Origin of the sequence: Rhodocytophaga aerolata, from assembly GCF_030503435.1 — a bacterium.
In the GTDB taxonomy this organism is placed as follows: Bacteria; Bacteroidota; Bacteroidia; order Cytophagales; family 172606-1; genus Rhodocytophaga; species Rhodocytophaga aerolata.
The window spans coordinates 225,252-248,567 of the sequence record NZ_JAUKPO010000006.1; the positions used below are offsets into that span (position 1 = coordinate 225,252).

Below are 23,316 nucleotides of genomic sequence, written 5' to 3' on the forward strand. Positions count from 1 at the left end.
ACATTAGTTCAATTTACTGTATTTCACGAGTAATCGGAGCATCAGGTTGTTCAAAGGCTCATCCGTGTACGTACTGATGGTAGATAGGGGATTGCTAAGGCCCTCTTCCGGGTGTGTAACAAAAATATAGGTGCCATTGGTGCGGATTGCCAAAGAGCGCAGCAATAATTCGCCGGATAGATTCATGCTACCCATGCTGACAGGAATAATCCGGATACCTTGCCTGGCTGCTTCCCTGCTTAGGCTACTTAACCGGGTGATGGTGCCAGGATCTTGTAGAAAGGGCGTGTCTAACAATAAAAATAGAAGGCGGCTACTGGCATTTTTCGCCCAGGCTTGCCGGTATATTGCCTCTTCCAAAGCCAGATCAATTGTCTCCGGAGAATGCGTTACGGTGGTATAGGGTTTGGTAAAGGTGAGCAGGGTAGGCTCAGGCTGAAGAATGAAAGGGTGGGTGCGGATAACAGAATTACCGGCATGTAGGCCATAGAAAATACTGCCAAGTCTAATATGTAACGTAGAGTCTGATTGACTTTTTGTTTTGTTTATGATCTCTTTTAATTCCTTCTGCAGGTATACTAGTTTGTCTGCAGTGGCAAGGCTGGTATTTGCTACAAAGAGTATATCCATTACTGGCGATACATTTCTCTGAATATTTAATTGTTTTTCGATACGCCCGTTTTGTGGATTGAGGTCGCCTATGTAAAATACCTGATCAGCATACACAATTTTAAGCCGAAGGTCTTCCGGTTTGGTAGGAGCCGTAAGAAAAAGATAGCTAACACCATTATTATCAGTGCGGCTCTCGTCCAGAAGTGTGCCTTGTGAGGTTTCCAGGGTAATTCTTGCATCAGTTATTCTTTTATGTAAGCTATCGGTTAGCACGACAGTATATCTATGCTGCAAGGCGAAATGCCATTTCTCCTGCACAAGCCTGCCTGCTCCCAGTTTTAGTTGAGGTGTCCACAGTTGCCAGTTAGCTAAATCATTCCATTCAGCAGCCGTTAAGGTACTGGCTTTTTGCATCGGTTCTGTGCTTAAAGCTGGGTAGGTATACGAAATTTTACTTGCCTCCTGCATCAGATTTTCTGCCGGGCTGGTATCTTCTTCTTTGGTACACTGGGCTAAGAACAAGATACACAGCAAGAGTAAAGGTAGTAAATGATGGCTTCTCATGGGAGGTTACTTTAAAGGGCTTTCTTCATAAACTATGACCCTAAATCATGCAATAAGGTTGCAAGACCAATGGCTAGATCATCTACAGAAAAAAAGTTATATAAGCTTGCTGCCTATTGATTAAGAGGCACTTACATACAAACTACACAGATTTATCATGAAAAAAATAGGTATATTAATTTTATTTTTCTGCTGGTATTTGCCAGCCAGTGCTCAAAGCCTGGATACAGGCTATAAACCTAAACTGGATTCATTGCCCAAACCCTTGTTTATTATTAAATGGGCTCCCTTAGGTATAATAGATTTTGACCCAACCATGCAATTTGGGTTGGAATACCTGCCCTCCGGCATGTGGAGTGTGCAACAGGAAGTGGGCTATGGCCGCTTTGGGTACAGTGGGTTTTTTACTCCAGATGAAGAAGATATGCAGCAGAAAGAAGTATGGCGTTTCAGAACAGAAGCCAGAAAGTATTTAAGCCACAACCGGCCAAAACCTACTGGTGCTTATCTGGCCTTTGAAGTGCTATACAAACGTGTAAACTATAAAGGTAATGAAGAAATTGGCCGGAATTGTGTAAATGGCAGGTGCGAATACAGGGAACTGGTACAGAATAAAATTTTTAAAGATGCCCTTGGTTTTCATATTAAATTCGGTGTACAGACCCGGATTGGTAAACGTGCACTCCTGGATTGTTATATGGGTATTGGAGGAAGAAATGTACATGTAAAAGCAACTAACAAAGAACTGGAAGAGTTCTGGAAAGACGATCATACAATGTTGGTGGCTAATCCACAGCGGCCAGGTAATTATGGGCTTGTCAGCGGAAATTTAGGCTTTAAACTTGGATATCTGCTTTACAAACAATAAGCTGTGCAGGGCTTGTAGATTGACTTATCATTGGCGCAGCAAGTTCTAGCCATTCACTCTACTTCTATAGAATTTATTTACAATTTCATAACAGGCTCTTGTTCAAAAGCATAAAATAAGTATGTATATTCATAAGGCTTCTCACTAACCATTACATGTTCAAACGATACCTATCTTCAAATGTAGCAGGCGTAATTATAGCTATGTTGCTGGCTTCACTTGCAGGCTGTACATCCGAACCGGAGGAAACTCTGGAAAAAAAGGAAGGATATAGGCCTATTTATATGCCCTATGAGCAGATACGGCAGTTCTCAAGTACTTCTCCCAGACCTCTGGAGCATGCGGGTAAAATTTATATCAAAGGCAATTATGTATTCATTAATGAACTAAATAAAGGAATTCACATCATCAACAACCAAAATCCGGCAAGTCCGCAACCTGTCAGCTTTGTTTCAGTGCCAGGGAATGTAGATATAGCTGTGAAAGGGAATGTGCTGTATGCGGATAATGCAGTGGATTTGCTTGCGCTGGATATTAGTAATCCGGTAGATGTAAAACTGTTGAAGCGGATTGAAAATGCCTTTCCCAATCAGGTTTTCCCACCACATACAGGAGTTAGTTTCGAATGTGCCGATCCTGCAAAAGGGGTAATTGTAGGCTGGGAAAAGGTAATGCTGGAAAACCCGAAATGCTATCGATAAGGGTTGCCGCCAGGGTAAACGTCTTAATCTATTACAGCATTAGAAAAACAACTAGTCAAGTATTCAAGAAACGTAGTACCTATGAAGATAATGTTCAAACAATTATTTGTACTAAGTCAGTTATGTTTAGCCACCCTGTGGCTCGGCAGCTGTAGCATGGATTCTAGCAATGCGCCTGTGTCTCCTGGCAACAATGGCATAGGCGGCTCTATGGCCAGGTTTGCTGTGGTAGGGAATCATTTATATACGGTAAACAATACAAGCTTGCAGATTTACGACATCAGCCAACCTGCCGATCCCATAAAAGGAAATGTAGTAAAATTAGGTGTAGGCATAGAAACCATTTTTCCCTATGCTAACCAGTTGTTTATCGGCTCTCAAACGGGTATGCACATTTATGACAATCAGAATCCGGACCGTCCTACGCTGGTTTCCCGCTACGACCACGTACAGAGCTGCGATCCGGTAGTTGTGCAGGGTAATTATGCATACGTAACTTTGCGGGATGGCAATACCTGCCGCACCGGACAAAACCTGCTTGATGTGGTAGATATCAGTAATTTAAGTGCGCCGAAACTAGTACAGTCTTACCCAATGAAGCACCCGCATGGGTTAGGCATTGATGGAGATATATTGTTTGTATGTGAAGGCCAATTTGGTTTGAAAGTGTTTGATGCGTCCGATCCTGCTAATCTGGTGCAAACGCAATTTATTCCTGGGGTTAAGAGCTACGATGTAATTCCGCATAACCAAGTCTTGTTACTAACAGGCGAAGATGGCCTGTATCAATACCGCTACACAGATCCACAACATCTGGAATTATTGAGCAAAATACCGGTCGCCGTACAATAAGATTCTCTAACGTATAACTTGCGTATGCCTTTTGCATCCATTTTTTGTTTGCACATAAAAAAGACTGGAATATGTATCTTATGCCTGCTGTGCTACATTGCGGGAAAAGCTCAATCTTCAGTCTACAACATTGCTGATTCTATGCACATACCTAAGCCTGCCTACATTATTAAATGGGCGCCTTTCAGTGCAGTAGATATTGACCCTACCATCCAGTTTGGGTTAGAGTATTTGCTGAAAGGTAACTGGAGTCTGCAACAGGAGCTGGGATATGGGCATTATACCCACAGTAAGTACACGATCAACGGCGACGATTTGTGGAATAAAGAAGTATGGCGTTCCAGAAGTGAAGTACGACTGTACCTGGGAAATTCTCGTAAACCAGCGGGCGTATATACGGCTTTTGAAGTATTATACAAACGTGTCAATTTTAATCAGAAGGCCACCCTTGGCCGTGAATGTGCAGATGGCATGTGCAATTATTTTGAAGAGGTAGCATACAAAGTGTTACGGGATGTAGTTGGCTACCATGTAAAAATTGGTGGCCAGGCCCTTCTGGAGAAACGGATTGCTTTGGACTTCTATACAGGCCTGGGCTTCCGGAACATTTATGTAAAAACGCCCGGCAGTGGTGATGATGGCCAGTGGCGGGATAATGAAATTCTATTGGAAATTTACCCAACGCGCCGGGGAAATTACAGGCTCATTAGCATGAATATGGGCTTTAAAATGGGATACCTTCTATACCGCAACTAGCAAACTGGCTCTTCTGCTTTTACTTCCCGGCCATTAGTTGCGCATAATAATTAACCTGCTGGTAACGTATCCATTCAACGAGACTACCTTTAGTATGTAAACTCCTGCAGGTAAGTGCTGAATATGTATTACGCCGTCGGCATGACCTGAACTCTGGAGTTGCTTGCGGATGAGAAGTTGCCCTTTAATGCTCCAAATTTCTGCTATTGTTTCAGTAGTTGATTCGGGTACATTGATATATAGTTTGTCATCAGCCGGATTCGGATAGATAGTAAATGTGCGTTCTTCCGCGGTAGGTGGAGTAACCGGACTGGAGCCAGTTACCGAAATTTCTATATCTCTATAGGTTAAACCTATCTTCACACCTTGCCGCCATTCTTCTATCTGCACTACTAGTACATATTTCCCAACATAAACCGGCATATCCCAGGTGATAGTTCCGGTAGAAGGGTTTATGTCAAATGTGTTTCCGGTATTGCCCCCTGCTTCATGCGGAAATACATAGCCTGCTACAGCCGGTGGAGTAACTAATTTATATACTAGACTATCTCCTTCAGCATCAATGGCTCCATATTCATCAGTGAATTTTTCTCCAGCAGTGGCAGAGAACTTAGGGGGAGTAGAAAAAACAGGTGAACTGTTCAAGCCTATCACCTGGTTAATAAACAACGGTAATTCTATATAGAACCTGGTGGTGCTTCCATCTGTCATGTTCACTACATGATTCCGGCTGCCACCTGTATAAGAAACCAGATATATGCCAGCAGCAGCATAGGTATACGTAGCTGTATAAATTATTTTTGCCAATCCTTCATCCAGCTTCTCTTCCGAAATAAAGGTGAGTGGCACTTCAACGCCATTTTCTACAGCTAATGTATTAGATCCTTCGTTTACGCCTACTCTTTCTCCATAGAAAATTAAGGTAAATGTATAGGTAAATGAACTACCCAGTATGGGCTTGGCTGTTAATTCAGCACCTTTCAGATGGGTACCATACGTTGAGAAGGAACAGGCTACGGTGCAGATAAAAATGAAGAAAAAAGATTTCATAGTGGTTAGTTAAAAGTTTAGATAACTTACAAATTTCACCACATAAAATAAAGCACCTGGTAAAGTAAAAATTGCTCTTTTTGTCCACTGCCTACCAGAACTCTGATAAGTAGATATGGAAAGCAAAAAGCAGGCTAAGAGGCCTGCTTTGAAAAAGTGAACTTATTAGTTGCTATTTTTTTCCTTTACTGTTTCCATTACCATTACTGTTTCCTTTGCCTCCATGCCCACCGTTGCCCTGGCTTTTTCCGGAATTTCCTTTTGCGCCTGAATTTCCATTGTTCATTTGGGTTTTTCCGCTGTTTCCATTTCCGGAAGCTTTTACTGTGTTACCCCCCTTGTTAGAATTATTAATAATTACAGTTGTATTTCCGTTTTTATTGCTGTTATGCGCCGGATGATGTGGGTTATTTGGGTTTTTGTACCATCCTTTGTGTTTGCCATTGTCCTTTTTTACTACTGTGGTACTTTTACCTTTTTGAAGTACGACTGTTTTTCTTTGGCAAGAAGTACCGGCTGCTACAAGAAGTATGAGCAGATAGATTACATATACATGTTTTTTCATATTGGGATTGTTTATTGTTTTCATATAAAACCCTCAAGTATTTGTCTTGAGGGTTGATTGGTTACATTTATTAAAAATTAAAGCGGCCCCCGATTCCTATCGGCACACTCAGCCAGAAAGGCAAAGGAATAACTTCCATATATAAAGCGGCATCGGCAAAGATGGATATAGGCGTATCCGGAATAAAATATTCGGCTCCAATTACACCTGTCGCACCCAGCGCAATACTTCTGGTATACCCGCCAATGCGACGGTTGTTGGTATAAAATTCATAATCATAGTAGCGGCGGGAGCCTAACTGTCCACCCAGGCCATAGTACCATTGCAGCCCATCCACACTGTAAATATCCTTCTGCCATACATAGTTTACTTGTAAAGTAACCCCACCATATTCATAGTAACGGTCCCGGTAGCGGCGGCCCCGGTTATAATAATAGCCCGAACTCCCAACATTAATGTCTAAGGCGTCGCCACTACCAAAATACCTTCTGAAGTTGACGCCCGATGGGTCGCCTAGGCGTAAGCCCACTGCCCACTCTTGTGTTTGGCCCTGTGCATACGTAAAGCTGATTCCTACAAAGAAAAATAATACTAAAACTGCTTTTTTCATGATATTAAAACTGGTTAGGATGGTTGAACGGTTTACTGATTTTCTAACGGATGGTATCTGTTTCTATTTCTATTTTGAATAAAAATACAACTAATCCGCTAGGCGGAAAGAAGTATGCTTCCATTCTGCTAAATGCGGATGTAGGGTTTGCCGGTAAAAAAGTGTTAGTAGATAGGCTATCCAGAGAAATTATAGAGCTTCTGTAGGTGCTTTAAACGTACGCATTCGCTGAATAAGTTTGTGGTTTTCTGCTGCTGTACCAACAGTAATACGCAGGCAATTTTCGCAGAGAATAACCTTAGAACGGTCACGGACAATAATTTTGTCGTCAATTAGGTGCTGGTACATAGCTCTGGCATCTGTCACTTTTACTAACAGAAAATTAGCATCAGAAGGGTAAATATGTTGTACAATGGGCAATTGCAACAACTCTTTTTTCAATAGCTGCTTATCCTGTAGAATTTGGGCGACCATTTGATCTTTTGCTTCAACCGTAGCTATACTGCGTTCTACCAGTTCCTGTGTAAGGGTGTTTATATTGTAAGGCGACTTTAATTTGTTGAGAATACGAATAATCTCTTCGGAAGCAAATGCCATTCCCAGCCGCAAACCGGCCAAGCCCCAGGCTTTAGAGAACGTCTGCATGACTACCAGGTTAGGGAATTCATTCAGTTTATTCACGAATGTATGATCGGGTGCAAAATCAATGTATGCTTCGTCTACCACCACCAACCCAGGAAAGTGCTGCAGAATGATTACTATATCTTCTGCTTTTAATAGATTAGCCGTAGGATTATTGGGGGAGCATAAGAAAATAAGCTTCGACTTTGCATTAATTGCCTTCAAGACGTTAGGCAGGTCAATCTGGAAATCGGGGGTAAGCGGGACTTTCACCATCCGTACGTCATTGATACTGGCACTCACTTCATACATCCCATAGGTTGGCGGCAGTAGAATTACCTCATCCGACTGGGGCGAGCAGGTAGCCCGGATCAGCAGATCAATTGCTTCGTCGCTGCCGTTGCCCAGAAATATTTGTTTGACATCTACTTTCCGGATAGCTGCAAGCTTTTTCTTTAATGCCCACTGGTAAGGATCTGGATAGCGGTTGTAGGCTTCCGGCGTAATTGAACCCAACGGATTCTCATTGGCATCTAAAAATATGCCTTCTGTGCCTTCATACTCATCGCGGGCAGAAGCATAAGGCGTAAGGGTAAGTATATGTGGACGAAGTATTTTTTTTAGATCAAACATGGTGGTATAAACAAATAACGAATAAAAGAGCAAAATAACTGGTGTACCTAGAGAGGCAAAAAGCCACTGATTATTTCTTGTGGTTCATCAGCCGGATAGAAACAGCATTTTTATGTGCTATCAGTTCTTCAGCAGCAGCCATTGCTTCTATAGCCGGACCAATGTGCTGTAAGCCGGCCAGTGTAATCTGCTGGAAGGTAATCTTCTTAACAAAACTATCCAGCGAAACTCCGCTATAGGCTTTCGCAAATCCGTTGGTTGGTAGTGTATGGTTGGTACCCGAAGCATAATCGCCAGCTGACTCAGGAGTAAAATGCCCCAAAAATACCGAACCTGCATTAATAATTTGCTCGGCTACCACCTCTGCATTTTCTATAGCCAATATTAAATGCTCAGCTGCATATTCATTGAGCAGATCTATAGCTTCTTTTTCCGTTTTTACCAAAATGGCCTTGCTATTTTCCAGGGCTTGCGTTGCCACAGCCTCCCGGGGTAGTTGCGCAAGTTGTCTGCTGATTTCCTCCTGCACAGCAGTTAGTAACTTTTTGCTTTGCGAAACCAGTATTACCTGACTGTCGCGGCCATGTTCGGCCTGTGAAAGCAAATCGGCAGCTACAAATGCCGCATTTGCCTTTTCGTCGGCATAAACGGCTACTTCTGAAGGGCCGGCTGGCATATCTATAGCAATCCCTTCTTTATTAATCAGTTGCTTGGCAGCTGTAACATATTGGTTACCCGGGCCAAATATTTTATATACTGCAGGAATGCTTTCGGTTCCATAGGCCATAGCAGCAATGGCCTGGGCACCACCAACTTTGAAAATTTTGTTGATCCCCAGAATATCGGCTGTATATAAAATGGCCGGATGTATTTTGCCAGAACGGTTGGCGGGCGTGCACAGAACTACCTCTTTGCAACCGGCAAGTTGGGCAGGTATCCCTAACATAAGCACCGTAGAAAATAAAGGAGCTGTACCGCCAGGAATGTATAACCCTACTTTTTCAATAGCTACATTTTTCCGCCAGCAGACAACGCCAGGCTGTGTTTCTACCTTTTGTATGGATGGCTGCTGCGTCTCGTGGAACTTCTGTATATTGGCTCTGGCAAGTTCAATGGCAGCTTTTAGTTCCGGATTTACCAGCTGATGAGCTTCCTTAATTTCGGCCGCCGATACTTGTATAGCTGCCAGTTCAACCTTGTCGAACTGATGTGTATAAGTTTTGACAGCCTGGTCGCCGCTGAGTTTTACCTGTTGTAAAACCGGAGCCACTATTTTTTCTATTTCCTGCAGGTTCATCACCGGCCTGGCCAGTAAAGCTGGCCACTGGTGTTGAGGTGGGTATTCTACTATATTCATATATCTGACCAATTGAGTTGCTAATTTACGGAGGGTAGCAAAATATATGGTACAGTTCCTGAATAATAAATGAACAATCTGCCTTTTTGTGCCAGGCAATCTGCCGGATGAATGAGGAATGCCTAACTTTTTTATGCTAATATCAGTAAAATAGCTGTCAGGTAATACAAGGAATGGTTAGTTTTGCTTAATAAGTGTTGCCATGCCTGCTATGATGAATTTATGAATAATCATGTAAGAAATAACGATACAACTAATTTAGTCTCTGAAAATCAGGTACTCAAGGAAAAGGTAAAAACCTATGAAGCCAAAATACAAAAACTTACCGAGCAACTGGAAACCAGGCAGGCTGTAACAACTAAATCTTTAGCTGACAATCCGGCGGCCACTGAGAACGAGAATATTCATCCTGAAATGTTTTATTTCCTGGCCGAATCTATTCCACAAATCGTCTGGACGGCCTTACCGGATGGATACGAAGATTTTCATAACAAAAAATTAACAGAATATTCCGGCATTAGTGTGGAAGAAGCGGAAGGTGATGGCTGGCAACAGATTATTCATCCGGAAGACTATGCACCTACCCTGGCCATATGGGATGAGTGTCTCCGGACTGGTCAGCCTTATCAGGTAAAATACCGTTTCCGCAGACACGATGGCGAATACCGCTGGTTTCTGGGGAGAGCTTTACCATTGAAAGATGTTTCCGGCAAAATTATTAAATGGTTTGGTACGTGTACAGATATACACGAGGAAGAACTGGCCAAAATACAGCTGCAAGATGCAAACCAGGAGTTGAAGCATATTAATGAGGTGTTGGATAATTTTGTATACATGGCTGCCCATGACCTTAAATCGCCGGTAAGTAGCCTGAAAATGCTGCTGCATCTACTGGATATGCAGACGGAAATTGATAAAAAAGAAGAGTTTATCCGGATGGTGAATGTGTCAGTAGACAGGCTGGAGCGGACCATTAGTGGCTTAATTGAAGTAATTTTTGTGGAAAGTAGTCAGAGTCCGGCTAAAGAAATAGCTTTTGACGAGATGCTGGCGAATATCATAACAGAACTTGGCCCGCAGATGGATAGTTGCAAGGATTGTATTGAAGCAGATTTTCGAGTGCCAAGCATCAAGTATATTGAGGCATATTTGAGCAGCATTATGAAGAACTTGATTACCAATGCAGTAAAGTACTATGCACCCCGAAGGCCACTGGCTATTCATATTCAGACCAAAAAAGTAGATGATGCCATCTTGCTTACAGTTACCGATAATGGTATTGGTATAGATCTTATCCGCAATAAAGACAAAGTATTTAAGCCGTTCAAACGGTTTACCGAAAGGGCTCATGGTACGGGCGTAGGTTTGTATATCATCAAAAATATTGTGGAAAAAAATGGGGGCACCATTGAAATTGAAAGCCAGCCCGATAAAGGAACTACTTTTAGGGTATATCTGAAAGCCTATTAAGAAGTCCTGAAAAGCTAGCTGTTTTATTGTTAATTTGTTTCTCTTCTTGCTGCGAATGCTATTGTCTCTTCCAGCTATTGCCGCATACTACCTCTTGCCGCATACTACCTCTTGCTTTTATCTTAATTCAGTAATTGTTGTTTATTACCACAAGGTGTTATATATTTTCTTATATAATTCATTAAATCTTTTTAAACTTTTAAGAATAGTTGTAAAAAGTGTGTTGGCCCAGAAAAACAGCGGGGTGTGCGTAAGCCTGTAGCGAAGAAGCATTGTTTTTCCTAGACTTTTTTTCTTACTTTTTTGTGGCAATGACAAAAAAGTAAGAAGGTATGGTTAAAATTATCTGCTTTAGCACACACTCAATTGATAGTTTAATAAATTTAAATAACCTCATTTTTAAGTATCCTTTTTATTTTACTTTATACCCTCACAATTTTCTTGCAAACTATCTGAACTGTGTAAGGCTACATAGACAAGTGGTTTAATAATTGCGCATAATTGAGTAAACTTAATTAACTAAAAGGCAAACGTTCTATTTAAGAAAATAGGCATATGGAAGTAGTTTTACTGGTGGTAGTTATTGTCATGATCTATTGGGTAGCCAACAAGGTATCGGATAAAAGCAAGTTGCTGCACTACCGCATGGATGAAGTATTGCATGAGTTGCAACAGTTACGGGCTGAAGTAGAGTCGGCCCGCCCGGCTCCGGCAGCACCCGAACCATCCAAACCTGTTGTCCAGGAAGAAGTAGTACCACCGGTAATCGCACCTGTTCCGGAGCCGGTTACAGCCAAAGAAGAGGTAACAGCAGATATATCTTTTCAAGAACTGATAGAACAAGCTACTGTCCAGAATGTTTCCATTCCTGCATCCCCAGAACAACCCGTGGTAACAGAACCTCAGCCCTCCTTTGTGGAAAATTTCCTCAGAAATAACCCTGATCTGGAGAAATTTATCGGTGAAAATCTAATGAATAAAATTGGGATTGGTATACTGGTATTAGGGATTGGGTATTTTGTAAAGTTTGCCATTGATAAAGAATGGATTAATGAGATTGGGCGAGTATTTATTGGTATCCTAGCAGGAGGGGCATTAATTGGTCTGGCACACCGCATGCGCAAATCGTTTGCTGCCTTTAGTTCGGTGCTGGTAGGAGGTGGCCTGGCGGTATTGTATTTTACTATTGCCATTGCTTTCCATCAATACCAGATTTTTAGCCAGACCGTGGCTTTTGTGTTAATGGTAGTCATTACAGGATTTTCTATTCTGCTCTCAGTGTCGTACAACCGGGTAGAACTGGCCGTATTAGCCATACTTGGTGGATTTGCCACACCCTTTATGCTAAGTACCGGGGAGGGAAACTATAAAGTGCTGTTTACCTATGTGCTGATTTTAAATGTAGGAATGCTGATATTAGCCTACCTGAAAAAATGGAATATTCTTAACTGGATCTGTTACCTATTCACTATTATCCTTTATGGCGGCTGGCTTACGAGAGAGGCAATGAGTACCAAGGAAGTTCCTTATGTAGGTGCATTGGTATTTGGTACGCTGTTCTATCTTGTTTTCTTTTTAATGAATATTATTAACAACATCAAAGAGAAAAGCAAATTTGCGCCCTCAGAGATTGCCATTTTGTTAAGTAATACATTTTTATATTATTCAGCTGGCATGTATATACTGGCCAATATAGAGAAAGGTCTATATCAAGGATTATTCACTGTGCTGGTTGCCATATTTAACTTCTTGTTTGCCTTTGTTCTGTACAAGAACGAAAAGGTAGACCGTAACCTGATTTATTTGCTTATTGGCCTGGTTATTACCTTTGTTAGTCTGGCCGTACCTGTACAACTGGAAGGCAATTACATTACCATGTTCTGGGCACTGGAAGCGGTATTGCTGCTGTGGCTGTCTCAGAAGTCAGGATTGAAGCTGATAGCTAATAGTTCGCTGCTAGTTAACGGGCTAATGCTGGTAAGCCTGGCAATGGACTGGAGTGATTTATATACCTCTACTACAACCAACACAGTTCTACCCATCGTGTTAAACAAGGCGTTTATAACTGGGGCTGTAGCTATTATCAGCTTACTAGCTACTCAATATTTATTGCGTTTACAGGAGCATACCTTTCATTTCAGGCTATTTGCCATACCAGTTAAACCGTATCAGGCATTGCTTAGTATTATCCTGGGTCTGGTTATTTATTTAGTAGGATTGCTGGAGTTAGATTATCAGCTTACCCTGTATATGGAGTCTCAGGTAAACCGCACAATTCTGTTGGGTTGTTATAACCTGCTGTATATAAGTATACTATTGCTTATGGGGTTCTACCGGGAAAAATATACCTTGTCTGTAGCGGCTTCTATGCTGGGTGTGTTAGGAACTATACTATATCTATTGGTATATAACCAGGCAGTATTACAATTGGTAAAATCACATTACATTAATTCCGGGATCAATTTCATTGGCTTTGGGTTTCATTACCTGAGTTTTCTGCTCGTTTTAGGTATTGTGACATTGCTACTCAGGAACAAAAACTTGCTGAGTCAGATTATTCCGTCAGTAGATAAAGGCTTGTCCTGGTTTTTGTGCTTTATCCTGGTTTTTGTATTCAGCTCAGAACTCGTGTTTCATGTGGTATATTTTAATAGTTCTTCAGTTACCTTAACTGGATTAAGTCAGGAATCTACTAGGCAGATATATGAGCAGTTTACCAGCTTATTAAAGCAAACTTATAAAGTTGGTTTTCCTATTCTATGGGGTATATGCGGATTTGCTTTTATGATTATTGGGCTCCGAAGGAAAAACCGGGATTTACGCATTATTGCCCTTAGCTTGTTTACCCTTACTCTGACAAAACTATTTATTTACGATATACGCGGAATTTCTGAAGGAGGCAAAATAGCCGCCTTTATTTCGTTAGGTATTGTGTTGCTCGTAATTTCCTTTATGTACCAGAATTTGAAAAGATTAATTCTTGCCGATGATTCTACCAACCAACGTTCTGTAGAATGATAAAAAGAATAATACCTATAATCTGCTTTTTCTGGCTAAGTATACAAGCAGGCATAGCCCAGAATTTTATGTATCAGGCACAACTTGATACCATAGTAGAGGACGGCTTCTACAGAATTACTATCAGCCCCCAGATTGCCGGATATCTAAAAGCCGGTCTGTCGGATATTCGGTTGTATAACAAAGATTTACAAGAAGTGCCCTACTTAATGCAGCAAGAGCAACCAGTACAATACAAAAAGCTGTTTAGAGAATACGAAATAGTAAGCAAGATCAGTAAACCCAAGTCAGGCACCAGTCTTATCTTACGTAATGCCAGCAGGAGCAAGATCAACAACATTCACCTTATTATTCAAAATACGAATGCCACTAAAAAGGCACAACTAAGCGGTAGCCACGATGCCAACGAGTGGTATAGCATTGATGACGGGTTTATACTATACCCAGTAAAAAATCAGTCGGCAACTTCAGAAATAAAAGCACTTGAATTTCCACTAAGTGAGTATGAATACTACAAGCTCGACATTCAGGATTCATTGAGTGCTCCCATAAACATTATCAAAGCTGGGTACTATGATACCCATGCAGAAAATGGCAAATATACCCCGCTAGAAGAGCTTAAATTCATACAGAAAGATAGTGCAGCGCTGAAACAAACGTTTGTATATATTCACCTAAAGCAGCCTGCTTTGGTTGATAAACTGGAACTAGCTATAACGGCACCTACCTATTATCTGCGCCCGGTAGAAGTGAACATACCTACTATTACCATTGACAAAAGAAAGCGGCAAAAGACTTTTTATGAAACAGTGGCTTATACTACTTTAAAATCATCAGCCGACAAAACTATTTTTCCAAAGTCTTTTCATGCAAAAGACTTTTACCTGCTGATACAGAATGAAGATAATACCCCCTTGCAAATTGCGGATGTAAAAGCATATCAGCTAAACAGGTATCTGGTGGCTTTTTTGAAGAAAGGAGAAGCCTATCAGATAAAGTTTGGCAATGATAATCTACAAGCTCCGCAATACGACCTGGCCTACTTTACAGACAAACTTCCGGAAACTATTCCAGTAATACAGGTTAAGTCCATTTTGCCGGTGAGTTCATCGGCTACAGCATCAGATTCTGATTCAACTTTCTTTACCAACAAATGGCTGATATGGGCGGCTATTGCGTTAGTGATTGTTTTGTTAAGTTTTTTATCCTTCCGGATGGTGAAAGATATGAAGAGCAACCAACAATAGTCTGTTAGCAATTGAACGGTTGGCGTGCCAGTTCAATTTAAGCTAAGATCTGCTATTTAACTTGCGGATTAGGTATATATTTAATACGTTTACTTAGCCTCAAACCTGCAAAACATGCCCTCACGTATCATCTTATTCCTGCTAATTGCCTTGCTGAGTTTTTTGTTGCAACTATTCCTTCCCTGGTGGATAATAGCCTTTGTTGCTTTTGGCGCAGCTTTATGGCGGGCTACTAATGGGAGGAATGCTTTCTGGTCTGGCTTTCTGGCAATAGCCGTGGTATGGATGTTGACAGCTACCATTATCCATGTCCGCACAGATGGCATTTTAACGCAGCGTATAGCGGCACTATTCAGTTTACCAGCCTCCTTTCTGTTACTATGTATTACAGCCCTAATAGGCGGAATAGTAGGAGGCATGGCGGCGCTAAGCGGATTTTACGTCCGGCAATTAATCAGGTGAGTGAATTTTTGCTAAACAAATTCTGCTGTTAATGGTTTTTAGAAAAAAACCAACTTAACAGCTATGGCAACCAACGCAGCAAATGACCAGGAAGACGTATACCAGGAATTTAAAGATCTGGTAAATATGACACCCAAACAAATTGAAAAGTGGCTACAGACAGAGGAATCTAAAGAAGTCGGGTTTAAGGAGAAAGAGGGCGGAGAATCTGTAGGGCACCAGTCAGGAGGCAAAATCATTCACATTTTAGAAAAGAAGAAAGCAGACTTAAAAGAGGACGATTATGCGCATATGCGCAAAGTGGTGGGTTATATTAAAAGACATTCAGCGCAAAAACCAGGTGGCGACATAGAAAATACGCCCTGGCGCTTTTCTTTAATGAACTGGGGACATGATCCGATGAAGTAAACTACCTGTTTAGGAAAAGAGCGGTGCCCTGGCACTGCTCTTTTAGTGAGCCTGTAGAGCTTCTTGTAATTTTTGCCGGGCATCACTAAAGTCGGGTTCCAGTTGAATAGCCCGGGTAAAATCTGTAATAGCCTCACTATACTTTTTCAGGCCAAAGCGAGCCAGCCCCCTCTGGTAATATACAATTGCCTGATCGCGGCTTTTTAACATAATTTCTTCACAATCGGCCAGTGCTTTATCGAACTGCCCCAATTGGTTGTAAAAATCTGCCCGTGCCATCAGGTAGGGTACTTTAGTTTCTTTATCCAAAGACATCGCCTTGTTCATATCCTTTAGTGCTTCGGCATAGTTCCCGGTGTCTGCCCATGCAAATGACCGTTCGTAGTAGTACGAGGTATTTTCTGGTTCCAGGGCAATGGCTTTATCAAAATCCTGGCGGGCTTTTCCGGCATCTTCCATCTGGTAATAAATAAGTCCGCGTAAATGAAAATGTTCTGCCTTGTTCTGGCTTGAATTTAATTCTATGGCTTTGTTTACATCTTGCAGAGCTTTGCTATAGTTTTCGAAGAAGTAATATATTTTTGCTCTGGTAAACAAGCTGTATTCTTTATTGGGAGCTAACTGAATAGAATAGGTTATGGCCTGTAAAGCCTCTTCTTCCAAGCCTTCTTTTTCAAAGAGATTTTCGGCCCGTTGCCAATAGCCGATAGCACTCACACTGTCCAGCTGTTTTTGAGCGTATAGTCCCTTTAATAATACGGATGCATTTCCCAGTAAAGCCAAGGTGTCGCCAAACTGGTTGCGCTGCCTGGTTATTTCCGGCAATAAAGCTACTGCCTGCAAGTAGTCTTGGGCTGCTCCGGCATTGTCTTTCATGGTAGACCGTACAATGGCTCTGTCGTAAAATACGGGTGCTTGTTCTTCGCCAGCTTCCTCCAGATACAGTACCGCTTTGTTTAGAGCTTTCAGGGCTTTTTTGTTGTCTTTCAATTTGTAATAGGCAAGGCCGGTGTAATAATATAGCTCAGCATCTGTATGTTTCTTGGGTGTAGTGAAATAAACAAGAGCCTGGGTATATTTCTTTTGCATAAAATGTGTCAGGCCCCAGTTCAGGAAATCGTCAGGTTCACTAATATCTCCATTGGCCAACAGTTGTTCGTATATTTTTATTGACTCTGGGTATTTCTTGGTATTCAAATAAACAAGGGCTTGTAACCGTAAGGCATCTGCATCTTTAGGATCTTCTTTCAGCAAAGGTGCCAGCGCAGTTAATGCCTCATTAAATTCATTCAGGCTATAATGTGTTTGTGCTTTCTGATACAAAGCAAAACGGCTGGGTTTTATGCGGATAGATTTCTCTAAATAATGCTTTGCCGCCTCATATTCCATTACCTGATAATAAAAATAGCCTAGGTCACTGTAAATGCTATGATCGGTACTATCTAAGGAAAGGGCGGTATGTAGATCTTTTTCAGCTTCCTGGAAGTTTTTTAAATACATCTGTGATAGACCCCTGTAACGGAAAGAGGCTGTGTCTTGCGGATAATGTATTAACAGACTATCGAAATCAATGATGGCTTTTGTATAATCTGCTTGAGTGAATGAGTAAAACCCACGGGCGTATAAAGCATCATAAAAGGTAGGATTTGCGGCCAGAGATTTATTTAAATACTCAAAACCTTGCTCCATATTCCCTTTGTTCATGTAATCAATGGCTTTCTCGTACGATTCTTTTCCGGTAGATTGTGCCCATACCCATGAATAACTCAGCAAGAAAGTAACAGTTAACAGTATATTTTTCATAAAAATCCGGGAAGAATGCCTGGTAATCCGGCGTATCACTAAAGTTGTTCCAGCAAAAAGCTTGCAAGTAAAATACAACAATTAGCTAATGTACATATAGATACATAGGGTACATTTATTACATAGACAAAAGAGAAACCAAATTGTTGGTTAACGAATGGTTATATTGGCCTTAGGAGCGGCGGGTAAATAGGATTAAACCAGGTAGATCAGCAGAACATAAAACAACAAAAAGCTTTGTTGAATATATACATCAAAGTACAAATAGAAACTTCTCTATTTCTTGCCAAATGCCTTCAGGACCCGGTATTTTGTTTGCCTGTACTCTTCAGCAAGCCTATGCCGGAGCTAAAAAATATAAAACCTAGTATACCAAAAATCCATGGATTCTGCTTGGTAAGGTTTTCGCTGAATATGCCCGATACGCCTATAATAAGTCCGGCGATACCCGCTACTACTAAAATTATTCCCACAATGCTTTTAGGTTCCATAAGTAAAGATAGGTATGTATACACCACATACGGACTTATACGCAGAAGGTTAAATGGATTTTGGTAGGTATATATTCAGGCAAACAAAAAGCGGACAAACTCATGAAAGTTGCCCGCTTACGGTGGTATAGTTGCTAAATTGGTTATTTGCTGAATTCTATCGGAAACGCAACCCTGGTATCTCCCCAAAGCAACTCCATTTCTGCACCGCTGGGAATATCTTTAAACTCAATGGTAAAGGCTTCATAGAAGTATTCAGGTTTGGTTAAAGGCACTTCAAAGCTAACCAGGTCTTTTTCAGGATTGTATTTATAAGCTCCCCACTGGCCCAGGTCTGAATTTACAATAACGGTCCATTTATTTTCATTAGGGATGGTGAACAGCGTATATGTACCAGCTTTTAGTAATTTTCCACCGATGCGGAAATCTTTAGTGGCCGTAATTTCTGTGGCCTCATTAGCACCGGTACGCCATACTTTTCCATACGGTTCCAGCTCTCCAAAAATGGTACGGCCTCTTTTATAAGGTTGCCCATAAACAACTTTCAAATACATAGTATTCGAGGTAAATTTTGCTACAGCCATGGGGCTTTTTCTAACCTGAGGTACAATGACAGAATCTTGCTCCACTGCTGAAACTGCCTTAGCTTCGCGCATAATAGATTGTGTAGCCAGAGAATCCTTCGTTGTTTGCTGGCTCATGGAGAGGTGCCCCATACCAAAAATCGCTAAACAGGCCAGAATTATATTTTTTTTCATGGAAGTACGTGAATTTACAGATAATATGAATTTAAGTTACCTTTGTCCATCTACTAGCGTAGGACTTCTGTGCGAAGTTGTTTACAAAAGTAGTTAAAGTATGTTTAAGTTATATTGCTATCCTCTTTACATTTTTTGCCTGCATGCAACGTCCCGATTTTGATGATATTTTTATGGAACTGGCTGTGAACCTGGCCAAACGTTCTCACTGTATAAAGGCTCATGTGGGAGCTGTATTGGCCAAAGAAACCAGAATTATTTCGATTGGCTACAATGGCCCGCCTGCCGGAACCTATAACTGTGATGAAGAGTGGCCTGACAAAGGTTGTGCCAGAGATAGAAAGGGGAGTTGCTCCCTGGCTATTCATGCCGAAGAAAATGCCATATTATATGCAGCAAAAAACGGATCTTCCGTGGAAGGATCTACCTTGTATGTAACCCTATCGCCTTGTTTGCCCTGTGCCCGTATCATCTTCAGTATGAAGATTAAGAAAGTAGTATACCTGAATTCGTATGCCGAATATAAAGGCATAGACATAGACGAAGGACTAGCATTTCTGGAAAAATTCGGTGTAGAAATACAGAAATATGCAGGTAAGTTTGTACAGGCAAATCAACCTTTGAATCCATGAGCATCAGCTGGCAACATGATCCGGTCATACACCGGCTAACACAGGTACTTCCCCCACCAGAGCCTTACCCATACCAGGATACGTATTTATTTTTACTGGATTCAGTAATATCGCAGCAACTCTCTACTAAAGTGGCCGACGTCATATATAAACGTTTCCTGAAGTTATTTCCCGAAGGCTATCCTTTGCCAGAATTGCTGCAAGAGATGCCTGTGGAATATCTCAGAGAAGTGGGCTTATCTACAGCTAAAGCAAATTACGTGAAAAATATTGCCAGTTTTCATAGAGAACACTCCTTATATTTTGAACATTTGCATAGCATGCCGGATGAAGAAATACTGGCCTTGCTTACTCAAATTAAAGGTGTTGGCCCCTGGACGGTACAAATGGTGCTAATGTTTCCACTGAACCGGCCTGATGTATTTCCTATAGATGATCTGGTGATCAGGCAACAAATTAGTAGATGGTATAGCCTGACAGAAAACGGAAAAGAACTACGCCGGCAGATGACAGCCATTGCCGAAAACTGGCGGCCACACCGTACGCTGGCTTGTAAATATTTATGGAAGGCCAAAAACCTTCCTGCCACTTCTATTTAAGTCCTTTCTTCGAAAGTGTATATTATTTAGTTTATTTGCCTATTGAACGTTCATCCAGCTGTCTGCTACTTGTTATGCTTATGTCCAGAGAAACCTACAAAAACCTCCCTGTATTTATAAAAGCCAAGGAAATCAGTGAAATCACCCGGACTATTGTAGAAACCATTGATTCAGAGAAAGACTTATTTAAACTGAAAGAATTTATGTTGAACAATGCGTATGTATTGGGGGCAAAAATTGCGGCTGCTGAGGGAGGCGACTTATACAGTATCCGCATGGAAAATGCTGTATTAATTAAGATAGCGGCTAAAGAATTACTTACTCAGACCACCATGTGCAAGCATGAAAAACTTTGTAATCAGGAATATTTGCAGTTACTGAAAAATGAAATTGAAAACTTCCGGCATTTGTACCTGGCCTGGATACGTACGTTTGATAAATCTAAAGATATGGAAGATGGATGGAGTTGATATTTTGGTTGCCTGTGTTGTTAGAAGTCGATTACCGCAGCACATGGATAACCCCTTTATAAGGAACCGAAGCAGACTGATTATACAAAGAATAATAATACATCCCGTTTTCTAAATTACTGGCATCCCATTCACCCTGGTAGTGTTGGCTGGTATACACTACTTTTCCCCATCGGTTGTATATGGCTAATTGCCATACATGTTTATTCATACAGGCAAAGGTGAAGGAGTCGTTGGCTCCGTCGTTATTGGGCGTAATCACATTGGGTAATTCATCTAATTTACATTCCGGACAAGTAATGGTGATGCTATCCCGTACAGTGCCGCAAGAATTGGTAACGTCTACCCAATAGATTCCAGGCTTTTGCACTGTATATGTTGCTTCTGTAGAGCCATCCTGCCATACATACTTTGCTTTGCCCGAGGCTTGCCTGACATTTAATACAAGCTGTTCATCCCCGCATAAGGTAGTATTTTCTCCTAGCTCTACTTGTGGCGCGTACTGGTAGGTTACCGTAAATACCCGTTTCGTAATACCCGTTTTTCCGCTTATTTCAATCCAGTAAGTACCGGGCTTTTGTACGTTGAACATGGCATTAGTAGAGCCATCCTGCCATTGAAAAACCTGCTCAGGTAGTAAATCAGATGCGTATAAAGGAAGCATACTACCCTGGCAGATAGTGGTGTCTATTATTTCTTTTTTAACATGAGGTAACCCATAGGCAATTTCAACAGAATCTCTTTTGTGCTCGCATCCATTGCTGACCTCTACCCAGTAAATACCTGGTTTAGTTACCCCGTAAAAAGAATTTGTAGACCCATCCTGCCACCGGTAGGTTACTTGTGGGATTGAGATTTGGAGCAGCAAAGAGTCTCCCGGTTTAATTGTTCGGTTATTCCCTAAGCTGAACTGGGGTAATTCTTCTTTATAGTCGATACGTATAGAGTCTCTTGATTTTCCACAGGCATTGCTAACTTCTACCCAGTAATAGCCTGCTTTGTTTACCATAAAGGACGTTCCGGCAGACCCATCTTGCCAGGTATAGGTAGCCGCAGAAGAAGGTTGTTTCACGGTGAGTAAAAGCGAATTGCCTTGGCACAAAGTGGTATCCTGGTCTTGTAGTTCCGCAGAGGCAGGTGTTTGATAGGTGATTATAATAGAATCTCTGACCGGGCAACCGCCGGTAACAACATCTACCCAATAAATACCAGGTTTATTTACAGCATAGGTAGCTTTGGTAGAGCCATCTTGCCATAGATATGTCGCTCCTGGAAAAGCCGCATTCAGCTCAAAAAGCTCTCCGGTACACAAGGTAGTATCATGTCCTACGTTTACAGAAGGGAGATCATAGATGCTTACCTGTTGGGTAGTGTTCTTTACAGACCCATCTTTATACGTTACATCCAGAGACACCTTATACCCACCTGCCTGACTGAATATATGGGAAGGGTTTTTTGAAGAAGATATATTAACTACTCCCACTACCGGGTCGTTGAATACCCATTCTACTTTTGCTATATTATTGGTATCGCTGATAGCAAAATAGGTAGGCTCTGTTAAGCAGGTGTTGGAAAAAGTAAACGATGGCTGATGAAATAAACTCTGTATAAAGTTAGGTAAGCCAAATGCGCCGGTTCTGCCTGCCAGATAAATCCCATCATCGGTGTAGCCACAAGCGGTTCCAGCCGCATTAGGTGTATTAATAACGCCCAGGTAAGAGCTTTCATACCGTGAAAAATAAATTTTGCCATCGGGGCCTAATTGCATGGCTCCCGCATATGAACTAGCGGATGTACCGATAAGCGTTATAGCATGGGTAACTAAATCTATCTGATAAATTTTAGCAGTTGGAGCAAAGCTAGCATTTACATAGAGTTTTGTTCCGTCTGGTGAAAATTCCAGGCCATACGCACTGTTATAGTTGTTAGATTGAAATACTACCGGGTTAGAGACTCTACCGGTAGCATCATCAAAATCAAATAATTCGTATAACTTCATTCCCCGGACAGCTAAAGCCAGTTTTGAACCTGATGGAGAAGCCTTAAAATATCCGATGGTATTATTATCCCGTCCCTGATGTATGGTGCCTGCATAGCTGATTACTGGTTGGGCGGTAATACCCTTTTCTGTGAGAAGATATGCATAAAAAGCATTGTTATTCCAGCCATGCACCAGTACCCAAATATCTTTGCCATTTTCGTGTGCCACCGCCGTTAGTTTTTCGGTAACCGGCGTTAGGAGTAACTCATTCTTTTGGGTCACTTTTCCTAATCCGTTTTCCAGTGCCAGATCTACTATAGAATACCGGAATCCATTAGGTTGCGCCACATTGTCTACCGTAAATACATAGTATTGCGAACGGCTGCCAGGCGTGGGTACAATAATCCCTGATTGTGTAGAAGAAGGATCGCCCATCAGGCCTGTTCCATTGGTCATCACTTTATGGTTTCTGTTCCAGATCGTAATTCCATCTGTATAGAAAGCCAACTGCCCGTTCTTATCCGCAATAGAAGCGCAGCCTTCTGTGGTATTTAACTTGCTGCCAGCAATGGCCTGGGGTGTACCTGTGCTGAAATCAAGCCCTGCATTATTACCGAAATACCATAGAGTACTTTCCCTCTGTGCAAAGCACACGTGCACCGTTAGAAGTAATACCAGTAAACCAATGCAGCGGCAGCTCATGCAGATAATTATAAATCAGCATGAAGTTTGCAAATTGACCTATTTTAATTACTTTGAATTCTCTTGAAAGCTTACACAACTAAGTA

Annotated in this window: 23 protein-coding genes; 13 read left to right on the plus strand and 10 right to left on the minus strand. The window is 41.5% G+C overall.

All coding sequences use genetic code 11. The annotated features are described in order from the left end of the window. Nucleotides 1-3: 3 nt before the first annotated feature. Nucleotides 4-1,176, minus strand: a complete 1,173-nt coding sequence (locus Q0590_RS13145) for a hypothetical protein (protein WP_302038009.1) — start codon at nt 1,174-1,176, stop codon at nt 4-6. Between the two features lie 157 nt (nt 1,177-1,333). Here Q0590_RS13145 and Q0590_RS13150 point away from each other — a divergent pair, with 157 nt between their 5' ends. From Q0590_RS13150 to Q0590_RS13165, 4 genes are all read left to right on the plus strand, one after another. Beyond that, on the plus strand, nt 1,334-2,044 hold the full coding sequence (locus Q0590_RS13150) for a DUF3575 domain-containing protein (RefSeq protein WP_302038010.1): 711 nt from the start codon (nt 1,334-1,336) through the stop codon (nt 2,042-2,044). 155 nt (nt 2,045-2,199) lie between these two features. After that, complete coding sequence (locus Q0590_RS13155; protein WP_302038011.1) at nt 2,200-2,745, plus strand: LVIVD repeat-containing protein; 546 nt, start codon at nt 2,200-2,202, stop codon at nt 2,743-2,745. A gap of 90 nt (nt 2,746-2,835) precedes the next feature. Next, nucleotides 2,836-3,597 (plus strand): LVIVD repeat-containing protein, encoded by a 762-nt coding sequence (locus Q0590_RS13160; RefSeq protein WP_302038012.1) that lies wholly within the window; start codon nt 2,836-2,838, stop codon nt 3,595-3,597. 141 nt (nt 3,598-3,738) lie between these two features. Then, complete coding sequence (locus tag Q0590_RS13165; RefSeq protein WP_302038013.1) at nt 3,739-4,353, plus strand: DUF3575 domain-containing protein; 615 nt, start codon at nt 3,739-3,741, stop codon at nt 4,351-4,353. 33 nt (nt 4,354-4,386) lie between these two features. Here the strand turns inward: Q0590_RS13165 and Q0590_RS13170 are convergent, their stop codons facing one another. The 3 genes from Q0590_RS13170 to Q0590_RS13180 all read right to left on the minus strand — a co-directional run bounded on the left by Q0590_RS13170 (nt 4,387) and on the right by Q0590_RS13180 (nt 6,578). Continuing rightward, complete coding sequence (locus Q0590_RS13170) at nt 4,387-5,403, minus strand: T9SS type A sorting domain-containing protein (RefSeq protein ID WP_302038014.1); 1,017 nt, start codon at nt 5,401-5,403, stop codon at nt 4,387-4,389. A 172-nt stretch (nt 5,404-5,575) separates the two neighbouring features. Then, entirely contained in the window at nt 5,576-5,968 is a 393-nt protein-coding gene (locus Q0590_RS13175; RefSeq protein ID WP_302038015.1) for a hypothetical protein, read from the minus strand. 70 nt (nt 5,969-6,038) lie between these two features. Then, entirely contained in the window at nt 6,039-6,578 is a 540-nt protein-coding gene (locus Q0590_RS13180) for a hypothetical protein (RefSeq protein ID WP_302038016.1), read from the minus strand. Nucleotides 6,579-6,652: 74 nt separating this feature from the next. Between Q0590_RS13180 and Q0590_RS13185 the strand changes: the two genes are divergently transcribed. Continuing rightward, on the plus strand, nt 6,653-6,784 hold the full coding sequence (locus tag Q0590_RS13185; protein ID WP_302038017.1) for a hypothetical protein: 132 nt from the start codon (nt 6,653-6,655) through the stop codon (nt 6,782-6,784). On the opposite strand, the gene hisC is transcribed toward Q0590_RS13185, so the two are convergent. Continuing rightward, nucleotides 6,768-7,832 carry a histidinol-phosphate transaminase gene (gene hisC / locus Q0590_RS13190; protein ID WP_302038018.1) on the minus strand — a complete coding sequence of 355 codons (1,065 nt, stop codon included), beginning with the start codon at nt 7,830-7,832 and terminating at the stop codon, nt 6,768-6,770. The two genes, Q0590_RS13185 and hisC, sit on opposite strands and share 17 nt — an antisense overlap. A 70-nt stretch (nt 7,833-7,902) precedes the next feature. Then, a complete protein-coding gene (hisD, locus tag Q0590_RS13195; protein ID WP_302038019.1) occupies nt 7,903-9,189 on the minus strand; it encodes a histidinol dehydrogenase in 1,287 nt (428 codons plus the stop codon). 222 nt (nt 9,190-9,411) lie between these two features. Between hisD and Q0590_RS13200 the strand changes: the two genes are divergently transcribed. From Q0590_RS13200 to Q0590_RS13220, 5 genes are all read left to right on the plus strand, one after another. Then, on the plus strand, nt 9,412-10,659 hold the full coding sequence (locus Q0590_RS13200; protein ID WP_302038020.1) for a sensor histidine kinase: 1,248 nt from the start codon (nt 9,412-9,414) through the stop codon (nt 10,657-10,659). 555 nt (nt 10,660-11,214) lie between these two features. Continuing rightward, entirely contained in the window at nt 11,215-13,677 is a 2,463-nt protein-coding gene (locus Q0590_RS13205) for a DUF2339 domain-containing protein (protein WP_302038021.1), read from the plus strand. Further along, complete coding sequence (locus Q0590_RS13210) at nt 13,674-14,924, plus strand: hypothetical protein (protein ID WP_302038022.1); 1,251 nt, start codon at nt 13,674-13,676, stop codon at nt 14,922-14,924. Before Q0590_RS13205 ends, Q0590_RS13210 begins: the two co-directional genes overlap by 4 nt. Nucleotides 14,925-15,038: 114 nt before the next feature. Next, nucleotides 15,039-15,386, plus strand: coding sequence for a hypothetical protein (locus Q0590_RS13215; protein ID WP_302038023.1), 348 nt, complete (start codon nt 15,039-15,041; stop codon nt 15,384-15,386). 63 nt (nt 15,387-15,449) lie between these two features. Further along, complete coding sequence (locus Q0590_RS13220) at nt 15,450-15,794, plus strand: DUF3140 domain-containing protein (protein ID WP_302038024.1); 345 nt, start codon at nt 15,450-15,452, stop codon at nt 15,792-15,794. Nucleotides 15,795-15,836: 42 nt separating this feature from the next. Here Q0590_RS13220 and Q0590_RS13225 read toward each other — a convergent pair whose 3' ends face one another. From Q0590_RS13225 to Q0590_RS13235, 3 genes are all read right to left on the minus strand, one after another. After that, a complete protein-coding gene (locus Q0590_RS13225; protein WP_302038025.1) occupies nt 15,837-17,597 on the minus strand; it encodes a tetratricopeptide repeat protein in 1,761 nt (586 codons plus the stop codon). A 296-nt stretch (nt 17,598-17,893) separates the two neighbouring features. Then, nucleotides 17,894-18,088: a hypothetical protein gene (locus Q0590_RS13230; protein ID WP_302038026.1), complete on the minus strand. Its 195-nt coding sequence runs from the start codon at nt 18,086-18,088 to the stop codon at nt 17,894-17,896. Nucleotides 18,089-18,231: 143 nt separating this feature from the next. Next, nucleotides 18,232-18,846: a DUF2911 domain-containing protein gene (locus Q0590_RS13235; RefSeq protein ID WP_302038027.1), complete on the minus strand. Its 615-nt coding sequence runs from the start codon at nt 18,844-18,846 to the stop codon at nt 18,232-18,234. Between the two features lie 143 nt (nt 18,847-18,989). On the opposite strand from Q0590_RS13235, the gene Q0590_RS13240 reads away from it, so the two are divergent. From Q0590_RS13240 to Q0590_RS13250, 3 genes are all read left to right on the plus strand, one after another. Continuing rightward, nucleotides 18,990-19,478: a deoxycytidylate deaminase gene (locus tag Q0590_RS13240; protein ID WP_302038028.1), complete on the plus strand. Its 489-nt coding sequence runs from the start codon at nt 18,990-18,992 to the stop codon at nt 19,476-19,478. Next, nucleotides 19,475-20,077, plus strand: a complete 603-nt coding sequence (locus Q0590_RS13245; protein ID WP_302038029.1) for a DNA-3-methyladenine glycosylase family protein — start codon at nt 19,475-19,477, stop codon at nt 20,075-20,077. The genes Q0590_RS13240 and Q0590_RS13245 overlap by 4 nt, the downstream gene beginning before the upstream one ends. 80 nt (nt 20,078-20,157) lie before the next feature. Beyond that, nucleotides 20,158-20,547: a hypothetical protein gene (locus tag Q0590_RS13250; protein ID WP_302038030.1), complete on the plus strand. Its 390-nt coding sequence runs from the start codon at nt 20,158-20,160 to the stop codon at nt 20,545-20,547. Nucleotides 20,548-20,578: 31 nt separating this feature from the next. On the opposite strand, the gene Q0590_RS13255 is transcribed toward Q0590_RS13250, so the two are convergent. Beyond that, a complete protein-coding gene (locus Q0590_RS13255; protein WP_302038031.1) occupies nt 20,579-23,230 on the minus strand; it encodes a T9SS type B sorting domain-containing protein in 2,652 nt (883 codons plus the stop codon). Nucleotides 23,231-23,316 lie beyond the last annotated feature (86 nt).

Coding starts and splice junctions, on each gene's coding strand:
- Q0590_RS13145 (WP_302038009.1), bottom strand. CDS start 1,176: ATGAGAAGCCATCATTTACTACCTTTACTCTTGCTGTGTATCTTGTTC.
- Q0590_RS13150 (WP_302038010.1), top strand. CDS start 1,334: ATGAAAAAAATAGGTATATTAATTTTATTTTTCTGCTGGTATTTGCCA.
- Q0590_RS13155 (WP_302038011.1), top strand. CDS start 2,200: ATGTTCAAACGATACCTATCTTCAAATGTAGCAGGCGTAATTATAGCT.
- Q0590_RS13160 (WP_302038012.1), top strand. CDS start 2,836: ATGTTCAAACAATTATTTGTACTAAGTCAGTTATGTTTAGCCACCCTG.
- Q0590_RS13165 (WP_302038013.1), top strand. CDS start 3,739: ATGCACATACCTAAGCCTGCCTACATTATTAAATGGGCGCCTTTCAGT.
- Q0590_RS13170 (WP_302038014.1), bottom strand. CDS start 5,403: ATGAAATCTTTTTTCTTCATTTTTATCTGCACCGTAGCCTGTTCCTTC.
- Q0590_RS13175 (WP_302038015.1), bottom strand. CDS start 5,968: ATGAAAAAACATGTATATGTAATCTATCTGCTCATACTTCTTGTAGCA.
- Q0590_RS13180 (WP_302038016.1), bottom strand. CDS start 6,578: ATGAAAAAAGCAGTTTTAGTATTATTTTTCTTTGTAGGAATCAGCTTT.
- hisC (WP_302038018.1), bottom strand. CDS start 7,832: ATGTTTGATCTAAAAAAAATACTTCGTCCACATATACTTACCCTTACG.
- hisD (WP_302038019.1), bottom strand. CDS start 9,189: ATGAATATAGTAGAATACCCACCTCAACACCAGTGGCCAGCTTTACTG.
- Q0590_RS13200 (WP_302038020.1), top strand. CDS start 9,412: ATGAATAATCATGTAAGAAATAACGATACAACTAATTTAGTCTCTGAA.
- Q0590_RS13205 (WP_302038021.1), top strand. CDS start 11,215: ATGGAAGTAGTTTTACTGGTGGTAGTTATTGTCATGATCTATTGGGTA.
- Q0590_RS13210 (WP_302038022.1), top strand. CDS start 13,674: ATGATAAAAAGAATAATACCTATAATCTGCTTTTTCTGGCTAAGTATA.
- Q0590_RS13215 (WP_302038023.1), top strand. CDS start 15,039: ATGCCCTCACGTATCATCTTATTCCTGCTAATTGCCTTGCTGAGTTTT.
- Q0590_RS13220 (WP_302038024.1), top strand. CDS start 15,450: ATGGCAACCAACGCAGCAAATGACCAGGAAGACGTATACCAGGAATTT.
- Q0590_RS13225 (WP_302038025.1), bottom strand. CDS start 17,597: ATGAAAAATATACTGTTAACTGTTACTTTCTTGCTGAGTTATTCATGG.
- Q0590_RS13230 (WP_302038026.1), bottom strand. CDS start 18,088: ATGGAACCTAAAAGCATTGTGGGAATAATTTTAGTAGTAGCGGGTATC.
- Q0590_RS13235 (WP_302038027.1), bottom strand. CDS start 18,846: ATGAAAAAAAATATAATTCTGGCCTGTTTAGCGATTTTTGGTATGGGG.
- Q0590_RS13240 (WP_302038028.1), top strand. CDS start 18,990: ATGCAACGTCCCGATTTTGATGATATTTTTATGGAACTGGCTGTGAAC.
- Q0590_RS13245 (WP_302038029.1), top strand. CDS start 19,475: ATGAGCATCAGCTGGCAACATGATCCGGTCATACACCGGCTAACACAG.
- Q0590_RS13250 (WP_302038030.1), top strand. CDS start 20,158: ATGTCCAGAGAAACCTACAAAAACCTCCCTGTATTTATAAAAGCCAAG.
- Q0590_RS13255 (WP_302038031.1), bottom strand. CDS start 23,230: ATGAGCTGCCGCTGCATTGGTTTACTGGTATTACTTCTAACGGTGCAC.